At 63.2% G+C, this 16,107-nt stretch carries 16 protein-coding genes; 10 read left to right on the top strand and 6 right to left on the bottom strand.

Annotation, left to right across the window (positions count from 1 at the left end; all coding sequences use genetic code 11):
• Positions 1-774: 774 nt before the first annotated feature.
• Positions 775-1,035: a hypothetical protein gene (locus AC0L2U_RS08400; protein WP_128289500.1), complete on the top strand. Its 261-nt coding sequence runs from the start codon at positions 775-777 to the stop codon at positions 1,033-1,035.
• Positions 1,036-1,159: 124 nt separating this feature from the next.
• Positions 1,160-1,480 (top strand): hypothetical protein, encoded by a 321-nt coding sequence (locus AC0L2U_RS08395; protein WP_128289501.1) that lies wholly within the window; start codon positions 1,160-1,162, stop codon positions 1,478-1,480.
• A gap of 23 nt (positions 1,481-1,503) precedes the next feature.
• Here AC0L2U_RS08395 and AC0L2U_RS08390 read toward each other — a convergent pair whose 3' ends face one another.
• A complete protein-coding gene (locus AC0L2U_RS08390; RefSeq protein ID WP_164895742.1) occupies positions 1,504-1,674 on the bottom strand; it encodes a hypothetical protein in 171 nt (56 codons plus the stop codon).
• Between the two features lie 128 nt (positions 1,675-1,802).
• Between AC0L2U_RS08390 and AC0L2U_RS08385 the strand changes: the two genes are divergently transcribed.
• On the top strand, positions 1,803-2,303 hold the full coding sequence (locus AC0L2U_RS08385) for an MmcB family DNA repair protein (RefSeq protein WP_164895743.1): 501 nt from the start codon (positions 1,803-1,805) through the stop codon (positions 2,301-2,303).
• 29 nt (positions 2,304-2,332) lie between these two features.
• Here the strand turns inward: AC0L2U_RS08385 and nhaA are convergent, their stop codons facing one another.
• The 5 genes from nhaA to AC0L2U_RS08360 all read right to left on the bottom strand — a co-directional run bounded on the left by nhaA (position 2,333) and on the right by AC0L2U_RS08360 (position 9,415).
• Complete coding sequence (gene nhaA / locus AC0L2U_RS08380) at positions 2,333-3,529, bottom strand: Na+/H+ antiporter NhaA (protein WP_473601730.1); 1,197 nt, start codon at positions 3,527-3,529, stop codon at positions 2,333-2,335.
• Positions 3,530-3,826: 297 nt separating this feature from the next.
• Complete coding sequence (locus tag AC0L2U_RS08375; RefSeq protein WP_013528072.1) at positions 3,827-4,390, bottom strand: ActR/PrrA/RegA family redox response regulator transcription factor; 564 nt, start codon at positions 4,388-4,390, stop codon at positions 3,827-3,829.
• An 85-nt stretch (positions 4,391-4,475) separates the two neighbouring features.
• Entirely contained in the window at positions 4,476-5,807 is a 1,332-nt protein-coding gene (locus tag AC0L2U_RS08370) for an ActS/PrrB/RegB family redox-sensitive histidine kinase (RefSeq protein ID WP_127808125.1), read from the bottom strand.
• 207 nt (positions 5,808-6,014) lie between these two features.
• Positions 6,015-8,477, bottom strand: coding sequence for an ATP-dependent helicase HrpB (hrpB, locus tag AC0L2U_RS08365; protein ID WP_127808126.1), 2,463 nt, complete (start codon positions 8,475-8,477; stop codon positions 6,015-6,017).
• Between the two features lie 47 nt (positions 8,478-8,524).
• On the bottom strand, positions 8,525-9,415 hold the full coding sequence (locus AC0L2U_RS08360) for a DMT family transporter (protein ID WP_127397038.1): 891 nt from the start codon (positions 9,413-9,415) through the stop codon (positions 8,525-8,527).
• Between the two features lie 28 nt (positions 9,416-9,443).
• On the opposite strand from AC0L2U_RS08360, the gene AC0L2U_RS08355 reads away from it, so the two are divergent.
• From AC0L2U_RS08355 to AC0L2U_RS08325, 7 genes are all read left to right on the top strand, one after another.
• A complete protein-coding gene (locus AC0L2U_RS08355) occupies positions 9,444-10,133 on the top strand; it encodes a PIG-L deacetylase family protein (RefSeq protein ID WP_127273168.1) in 690 nt (229 codons plus the stop codon).
• Between the two features lie 277 nt (positions 10,134-10,410).
• A complete protein-coding gene (locus AC0L2U_RS08350; RefSeq protein WP_027039732.1) occupies positions 10,411-11,742 on the top strand; it encodes an ABC transporter substrate-binding protein in 1,332 nt (443 codons plus the stop codon).
• Positions 11,743-11,868: 126 nt separating this feature from the next.
• Positions 11,869-12,816 (top strand): carbohydrate ABC transporter permease, encoded by a 948-nt coding sequence (locus tag AC0L2U_RS08345; RefSeq protein ID WP_032901495.1) that lies wholly within the window; start codon positions 11,869-11,871, stop codon positions 12,814-12,816.
• Complete coding sequence (locus AC0L2U_RS08340; RefSeq protein ID WP_013528079.1) at positions 12,813-13,763, top strand: carbohydrate ABC transporter permease; 951 nt, start codon at positions 12,813-12,815, stop codon at positions 13,761-13,763. The genes AC0L2U_RS08345 and AC0L2U_RS08340 overlap by 4 nt, the downstream gene beginning before the upstream one ends.
• The gene (locus AC0L2U_RS08335) at positions 13,760-13,966 is read left to right on the top strand and encodes a hypothetical protein (RefSeq protein ID WP_127320730.1); all 207 of its coding nucleotides are present in this window, start codon (positions 13,760-13,762) and stop codon (positions 13,964-13,966) included. The genes AC0L2U_RS08340 and AC0L2U_RS08335 overlap by 4 nt, the downstream gene beginning before the upstream one ends.
• Positions 13,967-13,968: 2 nt before the next feature.
• Positions 13,969-15,081, top strand: a complete 1,113-nt coding sequence (locus tag AC0L2U_RS08330) for an ABC transporter ATP-binding protein (RefSeq protein ID WP_127398595.1) — start codon at positions 13,969-13,971, stop codon at positions 15,079-15,081.
• Positions 15,074-16,087: an ABC transporter ATP-binding protein gene (locus AC0L2U_RS08325; RefSeq protein WP_127398593.1), complete on the top strand. Its 1,014-nt coding sequence runs from the start codon at positions 15,074-15,076 to the stop codon at positions 16,085-16,087. The genes AC0L2U_RS08330 and AC0L2U_RS08325 overlap by 8 nt, the downstream gene beginning before the upstream one ends.
• Positions 16,088-16,107: the final 20 nt, after the last annotated feature.

Genomic DNA, 16,107 nt, shown 5'->3' with positions numbered 1-16,107 from the left:
GATCGGCGATTGTTTCTGACTGGAATGCTTGGGCTTGCAGGGGCTGCGACCGTCGTCGCAATCGCGCGTCCTGCCACCGCCCTGGCCGGCATCCCTGATACGGGGCCCGGCATTCTCGATGAACTCGACAAATCATCCGACGACATTCTCGGCCCGGATGGTCCCGATGTTCAGGACGGCGTCGAGTTCGTGCGGCACCGCAGATGGCACCGCCGCCGTCGCCGACGCGGGTGGAGGCGGGTTTGCCGTCGCTATTGGCGCAATGGCTATTGGCGCCGGCGATGCTTCCGCAGATCCTTCTGGATCCACTTCTGACGGGATCACCAAACGCGAAGGCTCCGGCATCCGCCGGAGCCTTCGCTATCGCTGCGGGCTTGAATCCAATCGGCAAAAAAGGCCCGCCGCCCCTCGGCAGCGGGCAGGTCCTGGAGTGCCGGGGGATCAACCCGGCATGGGGTCAACGAGCGGATCACCGGTTGGTTGCAGGGATCGGCCCGGTAGCCTTCCTTTGGGTGGACCGCCACCGGGCCTGACCGGAGCGGGGTGTATTGGGGGAGCCCCGGCTGCTTCCAAAATATCACCTTTCACTTAAATTAGCTTTAGCTAATTTACAGAAAGCCATGCGCCACCCGCAGATGGGTTGCGCACTTCACGGAAGTGTCGAAGCGACGTCTCCCTGCTTATGCCATTCGACATTCGCGGAACTAAAGCGGTTGCATCTGACTTTGGTTGGTAACGCGCAAAGATTTTTTTCTGCTATCTTAAGGTTACTAAGTGGAAATTGATGGGCGCGGCATATCATGTCGATTCGCGCTGACGATCTCTTTGTTTTTCGAGGAACTGCTTGGCGTGTTCCGCCCAATCAGCCGCCGTGACTTTATGCTCCCGAACGGACTTTCTGAAAGCCTTGCGCAGAGCGTCAAGGTCAAAGGCCCATACTTGTTGGCCTTCTTTAGTGTTCGATTTTGCGTCACCCGTCCCCATGGAAGCGACGGTATGCACCGCAAACTCAATCTTTCAAGGATCAATGCCTGACTTCTTTAGGGTATATCCGGGTATGTCACTCCCACTCTGGCGGGCGCGAAGGAAAATATCGCAAAGGAAATAACCGCCAAAGGATGATAAGAAGGGCAGCAAAGAGCCAACCTGAGCGGTTTCGATGGAATTCATTCTGGCTTGCCTAATCTGCGGGGCAATATTCTTAACCGCCGTATTCATTCACAACAGCTGGCTGCGGAGCCACACAAGGGATTGGACGCCGACATCTGCTGAAGTTTTGAAGTTTATTGACGGCGGCGAGGGCCCAAACCGCTATCTGCTGCAATATGTGATTGATGGAACGGTCTACCGCATCGAAACCAGTCCGTGGTTGGTGCCGTTCTGCACCGCCAGCAACGCGGGCTCGCAAATCGACGTGCTAGTCAACCCATATAGCCCGTACCAATGTGCAATCATCGGTAGAACGGGACAGGGCCGGTGAAGCCGCCTACGGCTGGGTAGCGCCTAGAGCCATTTGATAGCTCCTAGAATCAGCACGACGATAGCTGCCATCACATATTCCAGCCCCGGCTTAACCTGCGCACGAAGTTGCGGTGAAAACCGGCACGCCAGCAGGGCGCCAAGCCCACCACCGAGCGGCGTTAGAATCTTGTCGATAAACTCAACGGCATTCATGTCTCAATCCCCCAAACCCAAGCGAAGGCTAGCAAAGCTAGGGTCTTAAGCAAGCGGGTCTGTCAACCATACAATCGCCTTCATAAAACAGGTTCAAACCGTGAACAAAATCTGGCATGGTGCCTGGCATGCCGATCATCTCCCCCATCCTCATCAATCCTCTCATCGACGGCCGCCAGTCCGAACGCGCCATGCTGGTGCGGCGCGGCGTACAGCGGCTGCTCATGGATATGGGCGCACATGTGTTGCCCGAACTGTCGCTGGCCACGGGCCGCCGCGCCGACCTCGTCGCGCTGACCCGGCAGGGAGATATCTGGATCATCGAGATCAAATCCTCGATCGAGGATTTCAGGGTCGACCGCAAATGGCCCGACTACCGGCTGCATTCCGACCGCTTCTTCTTCGCCACCCATCCCGGCGTGCCCTCGGAGATCTTTCCCCAGGAGTGCGGCTTCATCCTCTCCGACGGCTATGGCGCCGAGATCCTGCGCAATGCGCCCGAGCACCGCATGGCAGCGGCAACGCGCAAAGCGCTGATGCTGCGGATCGCGCGGGCCGGCGCTTCGCGGCTGCTGGCGGCAGAGCTTGCCGGCGTGTCGGTGCCGGCGCTGGAGGGTGAGAGCGAGTAGCGATTGTCCCCCAAGTCCTAAGACTGCCTCTACTCTTCACCGTCCTCCACGCCACCCCTGGCGGGCGCCATGAGCAGCACGGCAGCGCCCAGGATAGCGGCGATGAAGGAACCGGCGAGGATGCCGACCTTGACCGCGTCCTGCAGCGCCACGTGGCCGGCGAAGGCGAGCAGGCCGATGAACAGGCTCATGGTGAAGCCGATGCCGCACAGCAGCGATATGCCGATCATGTGCGTCCAGCCGGCATTGGCTGGCAGGTCGGCAAGACCGAGCCGGATGGCAAGTGCCGAGGAGCCGAACACGCCGACCAGCTTGCCGACCACCAGGCCGGCGGCGACACCCAGCGTCAACGGCTCGATCAGCGCACTGATGCTGAGGCCGGCGAGCGAAACGCCGGCATTGGCAAAGCCGAAGATCGGGATGACGAGGAAGGCCACAACCTTGTGCAGGCCGTGTTCGAGCCGGTGCAGCGGCGAATGGTCGAGATCGTGGCCGATCCCGGCGGAGCGCGCGAGCGGGATGGTCAGCGCCAGCGCCACGCCGGCAAGCGTTGCATGGACGCCAGATTTCAGCACCAGGACCCACAGGACGACGCCCAGAGCGAGATAGGGCACAAGCGTCATCACCCGCATGCGGTTGAGCACTACAAGCCCGGCAATGACGGCGAAGGCGGCACCCAGATAAGCCAGCGAAAGGCCGCTGGTGTAAAAGATGGCGATGATGATGACGGCTCCGAGGTCGTCGATGATGGCAAGGGCTGTGAGGAACACCTTCAGCGAAGCCGGCACGCGGCTGCCGAGCAGCGACAGCACGCCGAGCGCGAAAGCGATGTCGGTGGCGGTCGGGATCGCCCAGCCGGACAGGGCTGCCGCATTGTTGCGGTTGACGGCCACATAGACGAGTGCCGGAACCAGCATGCCGCCAGCAGCGGCGATGCCGGGCAGCACGCGCCGGGGCCAGGTGGAGAGCTGGCCGTCCAGCATCTCGCGCTTGATCTCCAGCCCGACGAGCAGGAAGAACACCGCCATCAGCCCGTCATTGACCCAATGCGAGACGCTGAGCGGGCCGAGATAGGCGTGGAGCGCGGAGAAATAGGTTTCGGCGAGCGGCGAGTTGGCGACGATCAGCGCCAGTGCCGCTGCCACCATCAGGATGATGCCGCCGGCCGCTTCGCTATCGAGAAATTCGCGGAAGACGGAAATCGGCCGCTGCTTCAAATCCTGCATGTCGCCTCCGTCATGCCGCCTGTTTGGCGGGCTTCATTGTCCAAGCGCTAGCGCCGCCCCTCACCTGCCTGCCGGCATCCTCTCCCCGTATAGTGACGGGGAGAGGGACGCTGTCATTTATGATTTCGCCAATCACCAACGTTACAGAAACTACGCCTAGGTTGCGGCTAGCCCCTTCTCCCCGTCACTATACGGGGAGAAGTGCCCGGCAGGGCGATGAGGGGCAGCGCTGACTTCGGCGATTGGGCCCTCTCCGCCGCTGGTTACAAACTTGGCCCCAAGCGACACCCTGCGATCCTAACGTGGCGCGCGCTTGGCCAGTATGCGCTGCAAGGTGCGGCGGTGCATGTTGAGCCGGCGCGCTGTCTCGGAGACGTTGCGCTCGCACATCTCATAGACGCGCTGGATATGCTCCCAACGGACGCGGTCGGCCGACATCGGGTTTTCAGGCGGCGCCGCGCGCTCGCCGGCGGTGCGGGTGAGTGCAGCGAAGATATCATCGGCGTCGGCGGGCTTGGAGAGATAATCGACCGCACCGAGCTTGACCGCGGTCACCGCGGTGGCGATGTTGCCATAGCCGGTCAGGATGATGGTGCGGGAATCCTCGCGCTTTTCGCGGATGGCCGCGACCACGTCGAGGCCGTTGCCGTCGCCGAGCCGCATGTCGACTACAGCGTAGGCGGGTGGATTGGCGCGCGCCTTGGCAACCGCCTCCTCGACGCTCTCGGCCGTCTCGACCACGAAGCCCCTGGCTTCCATGGCGCGGGCCAGACGCGTGAGGAACGGCTTGTCGTCATCGACGACAAGCAGCGAGGTGTCCTCGCCTTCAACCATTGCGCCAATATTCTCGTCGCCTGTCATAGTCTCAAAATTCCTGCTGCCTTAATTTTACGCAAATATAGTTCCTGAGCCCGATTGTCCAATTTTTAGAGGTCCTTCAAGGCTCTCAGGCGGTGTCGAACATGCTGGCCGAAGTGATTTCCGGATTGAGGAACACACCACGCGGCCACGATATCTGTACCATGGCGCCCTCGCCCAGGCCGCTCGAATTGCGGAAATCGAGCACGGCACCGGAGCGTTCGAGCAGGGTCTTGGCGATGAACAGGCCGAGGCCCAGACCGCCGCCGGTTTCATTGCCCTGGCGCGTCGACATATAGGGCTCGCCGATGCGGTCGATGATCTCGGCCGGAAAGCCGGGGCCGTCATCTATGATCGAGAAGGTGACGGTGGCCTCGTCCCAGCTCCAGTGCACGGTGACGCTTTTGCGGGCGAAATCGACGGCGTTCTCGACCAAATTGCCGAGGCCGTAGATGACGCCCGGATTGCGTCGCCCGACCGGCTCGGGGCCGATGCGTTCGCCGGGCCGAAGCTGGATCGAGATGCCGAAGTCCCGGTGCGGCGCGGTGACCTCCTCGACCAGCGAGGTCAATGGCAATCGCGAAAGATGCGCTTCGCCCTCGGAGGACAGGCTGGTCAGCCGCTTGAGAATCTCGCGGCAACGCTCGCTCTGCGAACGCAACAGCGTTACGTCTTCCCCATATTTCGCATCCTTGCCGAGCGCCTTTTCCATCTCCTTGGCGACAAGCGCGATGGTGGCGAGCGGCGTGCCGAGCTCATGCGCGGCCGCGGCGGCCAGCCCGTCGAGTGCCGAAAGGTGCTGCTCGCGCTGCAGCACCAGCTCTGTTGCAGCGAGCGCATTGGCCAGAAGCCGGGCTTCGGCGGCCACCCGGAAGGCGTATATGGCGGTGAAGGCGATCGAGGACAGCACCGCCATCCACATGCCGGCGACATAGAGAAAAGGCATCGCCAGCGGCGCGTCCTCATGCCAGGGCAGCGGCAGATGGACAAAGACCAGAAAGGTCGCCGCCGACATGACCAGCCCGCCGAGGATGGCGGTCAGGCGCAGGGGCAGCGATGTCGCCGAAATGACGACAGGCACGGTCATCAGCAGCGAGAACGGGTTGGTGAGGCCGCCGGTCATGTAGAGCAGGCCGGCAAGCTGCAGGCTGTCGAAGATGAGGATGCCGAAGGCGGCAAGCGGCGTCAGCCGATGCGCCGCCGGAAAGCGGAAGGCGAGAAACAGGTTCATCCAGGCCGAACAGGCGATCAGGGCAAAGCAGAGGCTGACCGGCAGCGGAAACTTCAGCCCATAGGCGACGACGAGCACCGTCAGGCTCTGCCCGACAATGGCAAGCCAGCGCAACCGGATCAGCGTGTTGAGGCGCAGTCTCTGGCTCTGCTGGAAATCGGGCGAACGCAAAACGTTGATCATGGCCATGAATTACAGCCGCAGGAGGACAAGCGCTAGTAGCGGTGCGCAGTCGGCATTCGCGATTGACCGAAGCCCCCCGACGTCGTCATCCCTGGGCGAAGCAGGAGCGAAGCTCCGTCACAGAGACCCTGGAATGACGAAGTGGTCGATTTTTGCACCAAATTTTCAAGGGAATCCCTCCTGATCCAAGCGGTCCGCCCAAGCTTCCCGAGGCTAGGTGCCTCTGGGTTTTGCGCGGGCGGTGGCGGTCGCGAGCAGCGGGTTTTCCGGCCAGACATGCTTGGGATAGCGGCCGCGCATGTCGGCGCGCACATCGGCCCAGGAGCCGCGCCAGAAGCCGGGCAGGTCGCGCGTCGTCTGGATCGGCCGGTGCGCCGGCGACAGGAGTTCGAGCGTCAGCGGCACGGCGCCATTGGCGATCGAAGGATGGCGGTCGAGGCCGAACAGCTCCTGCACGCGAATCGCCAGCACCGGCCATTCGCCGTCATAGCGGATCGGCACATGGCTGCCCGACGGAGCATCGAAATGGGTCGGCGCCAGCGTATCGATCCTGCGCTGCAGATCGTGTGGCACGAGGCTGGCCAGCCCGGCCGAGACAACGCCCGCATCGATGGCGGCAAGCGATGCCGCGCCGGACAGGTAAGGCAGCAGCCAGTCGTCGAGGCACTCGATGAGGGCGTCATCCGCCATATCGGGCCAGGGCGCGCCAAGGCCGCGATGCAACCAGCCAAGCCGCTGGCGCAGCGTTTGCGCCTCCTTGCTCCAATTCAGCAGCGACAGCCCGTGCTGGCGCACCGCGTCGAGGACGGCGCGGTCGGCGTCAGCACCGATTGGCGGCGGCAGCATGCGTTCGGCAAGCGTGATGGCGCCAAGGCGCACGGTTTCGCGGACGCGCACGGCGCGCTTGTCGCGGTCGAAGCTCGTTTCACGGCGGACCTCGATCCTGTCCGCCAGCGCGGCGCGGACATCGTCCTCGCCGATCGCTGCCGCCGCCGTGATGCGCGCATTCTGTGCCTTGCCCTGCAGGTCGGCGACGACCAGAAACGGCTCGCCCGCCAGCGGATCGGCGGCGTCGAGCATGGCGCCGGAGCCGTTGGCCAGCACGAAACGGCCACGCTCGCCGCGCGCCTTCGCCACCCGATCCGGCCAGGCGTGGACGAGCAGGGGACCGGCTGCCGCAGCTTCGCTGCCCTTCGCCTCGCCAGCCTGCCTCGCCAGCCGTTCGGCGAGCTGCTTGGCGGCTGTAGCGCGTGGCGATTTTTCCCCACGAAAACGCATCAGCCGCCGCTCCAGATCGGCGCCGTCGCCACCAAGGCCGCGTTCGGTGAGCAGCACGGCAAGCATCGCCGCCTCGAAGGCATGGCCGCTGCCGGTTGCCTCGGCAACCATGTGCGCCAACCGCACCGGCAGGGCGAGCTTGCGCATCGCTGCACCCGCGTCCGTCAGGCGCCCCATGTCGTCGATGGCATCCAGCGCGCGTAGTAGCCCCCTTGCCTCATTAAGGGCCGGAACAGGCGGCGGATCGAGAAAAGCGAGCCCTGCCGGATCGGCAACGCCGAAGGCAGCGCAATCGAGCAGCAGTCCGGACAGATCGGCCTCAAGGATTTCCGGCGGCGTGAAGGCGGGGAGTGCAGCCGTCTGCTCGGCCCGCCACAACCGGATGGCGACGCCTGGCTGCGTGCGCCCGGCACGGCCGGCGCGCTGGTCGGCGGAAGCCTTGCTGACGCGCACGGTCTCCAACCGGGTGAGGCCGCTGGCCGGCTCATAGCGCGGCAGCCGCGACAGGCCCGAATCGATGACGACGCGCACGCCGTCGATGGTGATCGAGGTTTCGGCGATCGAGGTGGCCAGCACCACCTTGCGGCGGCCGGCCGGCTGCGGCTTGATCGCCGCGTCCTGCGCCTTGCCGTCGAGCATGCCGTAGAGCGGGACGATGTCGGTATCGGTGCCGACCTTGCCGGCCAGCCGTTCGGCGGTGCGCTCGATCTCGCGCTGGCCGGGCAGGAAAGCAAGCACGCTGCCGCTTTCGTCGGCGAGGGCGGCGCGGATCGCCTTTGCCATGGCGTCCTCGATGGCGATGCCGGCCGGCCTTTCGTCATAGCGGATTTCGACGGGAAAGGCGCGGCCCTCGCTCTCGATCACCGGCGCGCCCGACATGAGTTTGGCGACACGCGCGCCGTCGAGCGTCGCCGACATCACTGCCAAGCGCAGATCCGGCCTGAGCGCCCCTTGCACGTCGAGCGCCAGCGCGAGACCGAAATCGCCGTCAAGCGAGCGCTCGTGGAATTCGTCGAAGATGACAGCCGAAACACCGGGCAGTTCGGGATCGTCGAGGATCATGCGCGCCAGCACGCCTTCGGTGACGACCACGATCCTGGTCTTTGCCGAAATGCGGTTTTCCATGCGCATGGCATAGCCGACGGTGGCGCCAGGTTCCTCACCAAGCAATTCAGCCATCCGGCGGGCGGCGGCGCGGGCGGCGAGCCGGCGCGGTTCAAGCAGGATGATCTTGCCGGCGCCGAGCCAAGGCGCGTCAAGCAGCGCCAGCGGCACCAGCGTCGTCTTGCCGGCGCCCGGCGGCGCCACCAGCACGGCGCTGTTGCCATGGCCCAGCGCTTCCCTCAGCGCCGGCAGCACGGCGGATACAGGAAGCTCCGGCAGGGGTTTTGTGGTCATGGCGCCCGCATATCAGCGGTTACGGCCAAGGCGCAACCAGAGTCGGTTTAAAGCCGGGTGCGCGAAAACGGGTTCCAGCGCACGGTGCCCAGCCGCGCTTCCTCACGAACCATGGTCAAAAGGCCGGCGCCGCCAACGACCGCCAGGCCAACCAGCGACAGCCCGTCCGGATATTCCTGGAAGAACAACGCGCCGAGGATCACCGCCCAGGCGATCTGCGAATAATGCGTCGGCGCGACGCGGTTGGCGGGCGCGTATTTCATGGCCAGCAGCTGCAGGAATTGTCCACCCGCGGTGAAGGCACCGGCCATTGCCAGCCACAGCAACTGCTTTCCGCTGGGAACAGTGAAGGCGGTGGCGGCGGCACCGATGCCGTTGAACAGCAGGCCGCAACCGACCAGCACGCCGAGCATGGTGGTGCGCTTTTCCTGCTGCGCCAGCGAGCGCATCAGGATGACGCTGGTGGCCGCGAGGAAAGCAACGCCGAAGGCGGCAAGATGGCCGAGATTGAGTTCGCGAAAGCCAGGCCGCACCACCAGCATGACGCCGGCGAAACCGGCGACCACCGCCAGCCAGCGCCAGGGGCCGACCTTCTCCTTGAGGATCACCGTGGAGAGAATGGTGACGCAGAGCGGCGCCAGGAAGATCAGCGCATAGGACTCGGCCAGAGGAATGGTGGTGAAGGCGTAGACGCTGAGCACGCCGGAAGCGATGCCCGCCCAGGCGCGCGCCTGCACCGCCCATGGTCTTTTGGTGCGCCAGAAATCGCGCCAGCGTTCGCCCGCAGGTCGCGTGAAGAATAGGAAGAAGCCCGCGAACAAAGTTATGAAAAAGCCGATCTCGAAGATCGTGAGTTGACCGCCCAGGCTTTTGACAACGGCATCGCTGCCCGAATAGCTTGCGTAGGCGATCAGGGCGAGCAGGATTCCGTTCGTCACGTTGTTCCAGTTCCGGGGAGAGAGTGATTTGAAAATCCTGGCGCTCGGTGCCCATCCGGACGACATCGAGATCTTCATGTTCGGTACGATGGCCGCCTATGCCGCGCAAGGCGCAGAGCTCACTTTTGCCATGGCCACGGATGGTGCCAGGGGCGGCACGAGTGATCCCGCTGTTCTCGCTCGTGTCCGTCGCGATGAAGCAACGGCCGCGGCTGCGCTGGTAGGCGCAATGCCACGCTTCCTCGACTTTCCGGACGGCGAGTTGGTGGCCGATGCAGCGCTGATCGGAGCTCTGAAAGCACTGATTGGTCAAACCGGCCCGGATCTGGTGATCACGCATGCGCCCAACGACTATCATGCCGACCATCGCGCGCTGTCGGACGGCGTGCGCATCGCGGCGTCTTTCGCCGTCCCGGTGCTGCATGCCGACACGATGGGCGGCACCGGTTTTTCGCCGACGCACTATGTCGACATTTCCGCCCATGCCGACGTCAAGGCCGAAGCGATCCGAATGCATCAGTCGCAGGATCCCGACCGCTTCGTCGACATCGCGCGGACACAGAACGCCTTTCGCGCCGGCCAGTGCAACGGCGCGCAAGGCTCCTCGGCCGAAGCCTTCCGCTTCGAACCGTCGTTCCCGTTTGCCGATATCCGTATGCTGCTGCCGCCGGCACCGCCGATCCGGAAGGTGATGGTGAGCACCAGAAGGGTCGGTTGAGAAGCCGAGGCGACCCCACGTCCTGGTCACAATCGGCCTGAACAGCTTCGGTAAGCCGACCAGCGAGCCGCGCTTCTCCAACGTTTTCAGACATCGCGATAAGCATGCTGCGGCGCAGCAACGAATTCGCTTGCTTTGTTTAGTAAAAATTGCATCACTAAACAAATTACTAAACATCCGCAGCGTAACCGCGCAGCCATGTTTGGGCCCCTGAGGAGAGGGGTTGAGGGCTTTTTGAAACCGTCATCCGGGCGCGTTTCGCAAATGGGAGGAAGTCATGAAATCGAGCTTGAAACTGGCGTTGGGACTGACCTCGGCGATCACAGCGTCGACAGCCGTCTCGAACGTCGCGCACGCTGAAGACCTGACGCTGTGCTGGGCCGCCTGGGACCCGGCCAACGCGCTTGTCGAACTGTCCAAGGATTTTACCAAGGAAACCGGCATCGGCATGAAATTCGAGTTCGTGCCATGGACCAACTATGCCGACCGTTTCCTCAACGAGCTGAACTCGCACGGCAAATTGTGCGACCTGATCATCGGCGACAGCCAGTGGATCGGCGGCGCTGCCGAGAACGGCCATTACGTCAAGCTGAACGACTTCTTCGACAAGGAGAAGATCAGCATGGACGATTTCGTGCCGGCAACCGTCGTCGGCTATTCGGAATGGCCGAAGAACACGCCGAACTACTGGGCGCTGCCGGCCATGGGCGACGTCGTCGGCTGGACCTATCGCAAGGACTGGTTCTCCAAGCCGGAACTGCAGAAGGAATTCAAGGAGAAGTACGGTTGGGATCTCGGCCCGCCGACCACTTTCGACCAGTTGAAGCAGGTCGCCGAGTTCTTCCAGAAGCGTGAGATCGACGGCAAGACCGTCTACGGCGCCTCGATCTACACCGAGCGCGGCTCTGAAGGCATCACCATGGGCGCCATGGACGTGCTCTACAGCTATGGCTTCCAGTACGAAAACCCCAAAAAGCCCTACGAGATGGAAGGCTTCGTCAACTCCGACAAGTCGGTGAAGGGGCTGGAGTTCTACAAGGCGCTCTATGATTGCTGCACGCCTCCGGGTGCCTCGAACAGCTATATGGGCGAAGGCGTCGATGCCTTCAAATCCGGCCAGGTGGCGATGCACATGAACTTCGCCTTCACGTGGCCGGGCCTGCAGAAGGACGAGAATGTCGGCGGCGACAAGATCGGCTACTTCGTCAACCCGAAGGGGCCTGACGGCGAGCAGTTCGCCCAGCTCGGCGGCCAGGGCATCTCCGTGGTGTCCTATTCCGACAAGCAGGAAGCGGCGCTGAAATACATCAAATGGTTCGCCAACAAGGACGTGCAGGCCAAATGGTGGTCGCTCGGCGGTTATTCCTGCCTCAACGCGGTGGTCAAGGATCCGGGCTTCCCGGCCAGCCAGCCCTACGCGCAGACCTTCCTCGACTCGATGGCCATCGTGAAGGACTTCTGGGCCGAGCCGAGCTACGCCCCGCTGCTGCAGGCCTCGCAGAAGCGTTTCCACGACTATGTCGTCGCCGGCCAAGGTTCGGCCAAGGATGCGCTGGACGGCCTGGTCAAGGACTGGACGCAGGTCTTCCAGGACGACGGTAAGATGTAACTGGGGCAAGATGTAACCCGGCTCCTCCCGAGCTCGACCCATGCGTCCCGTGCCGCCCTTGGCACGGGACGCAGTTCAGATAAATTCCATGACAGAGACGACCAAGTGACCGAAGCAGGACTCACCATGCTCAATCGGACCGCGGAGAACGTTGCCCGGGCGACGCCGGAACCGTTGGCCCGCAAGGTCCGGGGCATCAGCGACAAGGGCCTCGCCTGGCTGTTCATCTCGCCGACGATCCTGTTGCTGCTGGCCATCAACATCTTCCCGCTGTTCTGGGCGATCTATCTGTCGTTCACCAACTACCGCGCCAACCGCCCGAACGAGGTGGTGAAGAACCTCGGCTTTGCCAACTACCAGCGCATCCTCGGCGACAAGGATATCTGGATCGCCATGCAGACGACGGCGCATTTCGTGTTCTGGACCATCCTGCTGCAGACGCTGATCGGCTTCACCCTGGCCTGGCTGATCGACAGGAAGTTCCGCGGCCACGCCTTCTGGACGACGCTGATCCTGGTGCCCATGATGCTGTCGCCGGCGGTGGTCGGTAATTTCTGGCGCTTCCTCTACGAGCCGCAGATCGGCCTGTTCGCCTACGCGATTTCCTTCGTCACGAGGATTCCGCCGACCGATATCCAGATGCTCTCCAACGTGTCGCTGGCGCCCTGGTCGATCATCATCGTCGACACCTGGATGTGGACACCCTACGTGATGCTGATCTGCCTCGCGGGCCTACGCTCCATCCCCGAATACATCTACGAGGCGGCCGAGGTCGACCGCGCCTCCAACTGGCGGCAATTCTGGTCGATCACGCTGCCGATGGCGCTGCCCTTCATCATGCTGGCTGTGCTGTTTCGCGGCATCGAGAACTTCAAGATGTTCGACATGGTCAATCTGTTGACCGGCGGCGGGCCGGGCTCGACCACCGAGGTCGCCTCGATAACGCTGAAGCGGCAGGCTTTCGAAAGCTGGCGCACCGGCTATTCCTCGGCCTTCGCAATCATTCTTTTCGTGGCGGTGTTCGGCCTCGCCAACATCTACGTCAAGGCGCTCAACAAGGTGAAGCAGAGATGAGCCTGACCACAGCCCATTCGGTCGTCGCACCGAGCAGCAACTCGAAACGGATCGCCGGCACGATCATCGTACTTTACGCACTGATCTCGATCGTGCCGCTGCTGTGGATCTTCGCCACCAGCTTCAAAACGCCGCCGGATTCGATCGCCTATCCGCCCAAGATCCTGTTCCAGCCAAGCCTTGAGGGCTACTGCAATCTGTTCACGACGCGGACCCGGCAGACGCCGGAATACATCAACTCGCTGGGCCCGGCGACAGGCTTCTGCGACGAGACCACGCGCAAGCGCAACATGGTGATCGCCGGCCCGTCCAACTTCCTGCCGCGCTTCGTCAATTCGCTGATCATCGCCTTCGGCTCGACTTTCTGCGCCGTCTTCCTCGGCACGCTGTCGGCCTACGGCTTCTCACGCTTCAAGGTGCCGCTCGCCGACGACCTTTTGTTCTTCATCCTGTCGACGCGCTTCATGCCGCCGATCGCCGTCGCCATTCCGATCTATCTGATGTACCGCGAGCTTGGCCTGTCGGACACGGCGCTCGGCATGATCCTGCTCTACACGGCGGTCAATGTTTCGCTGGCGGTGTGGCTGCTGAAAGGCTTCATCGACGAAATCCCGCGCGAGTACGAAGAGGCGGCGATGATCGACGGCTATACACGGCTGCAGGCCTTCTGGCGCACCGTGCTGCCGCAAGCGACGACCGGCATTGCAGCGACCGCGATCTTCTGCCTGATCTTCGCCTGGAACGAGTATGCGTTCGCGGCACTCCTGACCTCGGGCACCGCGCAGACCGCGCCGCCCTTCATCCCAACCATCATCGGCGAAGGCGGCCAGGACTGGCCGGCGGTCGCGGCCGGCACGACGATCTTCCTGGTGCCGATCCTGGTCTTCACCATTCTGCTCCGCAAGCAATTGCTGCGCGGCATCACCTTCGGCGCGGTGCGCAAATGAGCATGACCAAGCCTCAGAAACGCAAGTCGCGCTGGCCGGTCTGGGCCAGGCGCGGGCTGATGGAAAACATCGCCACGGCGCTGATCGCCATCGGCTTCCTGATGCTGTTCCAGCCCTTCGCGCTGTCGCTCTACACCTACTCCTTCATCACCATGCTCGCCGGCACCGTGATGTTCATCATCGTCTCGAAATTCCCGGAATAATCATGGCCGAAATCCGCGTCCAGCACCTGAGAAAGGCCTTCGGCGATTTCGTTGCCGTGCAGGATTCCAACTTCGTCGTCGAGGATGGCGAGTTCTTCGTCATGCTCGGGCCGTCGGGCTGTGGCAAGACGACGACCTTGCGCATGATCGCCGGGCTCGAACTGCCGACCGGCGGCCAGATCCTGCTCGGCGGCGACGACGTCACCATGCTGCGGGCACGCGAGCGCGACATCGCCTTCGTCTTCCAGCTGTTCGCGCTCTATCCGCACATGAACGTGCGCAAGAACATCGGCTTCCCGCTGTTGGCGCAAGGCATGCCTTCGGCCGAGATCCGCACCCGTGTCGAGGAAACAGCAAAACTGCTGCGCATCGATCACCTGCTCAACAAATCCGTCTCCGGACTTGCCGGTGGTGACCGCCAGCGGGTCGCGCTCGGCCGCGCCATCGTGCGGCGGCCAAAATGCTTCCTGATGGATGAGCCGCTCGGCACGCTCGACACCGAATTCCGCGATTTGATGGTCCATGAACTGCGCGAACTGCACAACCGCATCCGTGCCACGACGGTCTATGTCACGCACGACCAGATGGAAGCGATGTCGATGGCCGACAAGATCGCCGTGATGAACCATGGCGTCATCGAACAGTTCGGAAGCCCACGCGAAATCTACGACCGCCCGGCAACCATGTTCGTCGCCGACTTCATTGGCTCGCCGCCGATGAACTTTTTGGGATTTGGCGGCGGGGTCGCCAAGGGTGCCAGGGAGATCATCGTGCAAGGTGCGAAGGTCGCGGTGCCGGAGGTACGAGAGGACATCGCACCCAGCGACATGGCCCTTGGCATCCGCCCGGAGCACATACGCTTCGACGACGCCTCCAAGCTGCGCGGCGCCATCTACGGCACCGAATATCTCGGCACCACGCAGATCGTCGCGGTCGAAACGGCGGACGGTATCATCAAGGCACGCGTGCCGGCCGAAATCCGGCTGTCCACCGGCGACCATGTCGGCCTGACGCTGAGCAGCGCGCGGCTGTCGCTGTTCGAGAAGGGATCGGGCCGCGCAGTGAGAACCGCGATCCACGATGTCGCCTCGGAGCGGAGGACCCAGCATGGCTGAGGTGCACATCAAGAACGCGACCAAGAGTTTCGGCGATCATGCCGCCGTCAACGGCCTCGACCTGCACATAGCAGATGGCGAATTCGTCGTGCTGCTCGGGCCGACCGGGGCCGGTAAGACAACGACGCTGCGGCTCATCGCCGGGTTGGAACGGCCGGATACCGGCACGATCGAGATCGGTGGACACAACGCCACGACGCTGTCGCCGGCCGAGCGTGACACCGCCTTCGTCTTCCAGCAGTATTCGCTCTATCCGCATCTGTCGGTATTCGACAACCTCGCCTTCCCGCTGCGCTCGCCGGCGCGGAAAATGCCGGAGGACCAGATCCGCCGCCGGGTCGAGGAGGTGGCGAAGATGGTGCGCATCCATCACAAGCTCGCCAATCGCTCGACCAAGCTTTCGGGCGGCGAAATGCAGCGCGTTGCCATCGGTCGCGCGCTGGTGCGCAAGCCTTCGATCTATCTGATGGACGAGCCGCTGTCGTCGCTCGATGCCAAGCTGCGCGGCGATCTCAGGCTCGAGCTGAAGCGCATCCAGACCGAACTCGGCGCCACCATGCTTTATGTCACGCATGATCAGATCGAGGCGATGACGATGGCAGACCGCATCGGCATCCTCACCGAGGGCGTGCTGGTGCAGATCGGTTCGCCGCGCACCATCTATTCCGAGCCGGCAAACCTTCATGTCGCGGCAAGGCTCGGCCAACCGGCGATCAATCTTCTGCCGACCGGACTGCTGCCTGATGCCGGCGCGCCAGCCGGGACCAAGACGATCGGCGCGCGCACCGAACATCTTTCGATCGCGAAGGCTGCGAATGGTCATGCCGACGGCGTCGTCGACTGGGTCGAGCATCTCGGTGATCAGAACCATTTGCATGTGACGGTGGGGACCAAGAAACTGGTGACGCTGACCGATCCCGACACGGATCTGGCGCAGGGCGACAAAGTGGTGATCCGCTACCGGGCGCCGCTGTATTTCGGCGCCGATGGACAGCGATTGATGTGAGCGGTTTTCGGTGATTCAGC

The organism is Mesorhizobium sp. WSM4808 (assembly GCF_055811675.1).
Note: the sequence above shows the minus strand (reverse complement) of the source record. Positions and strands in the feature narration are given on the sequence as shown.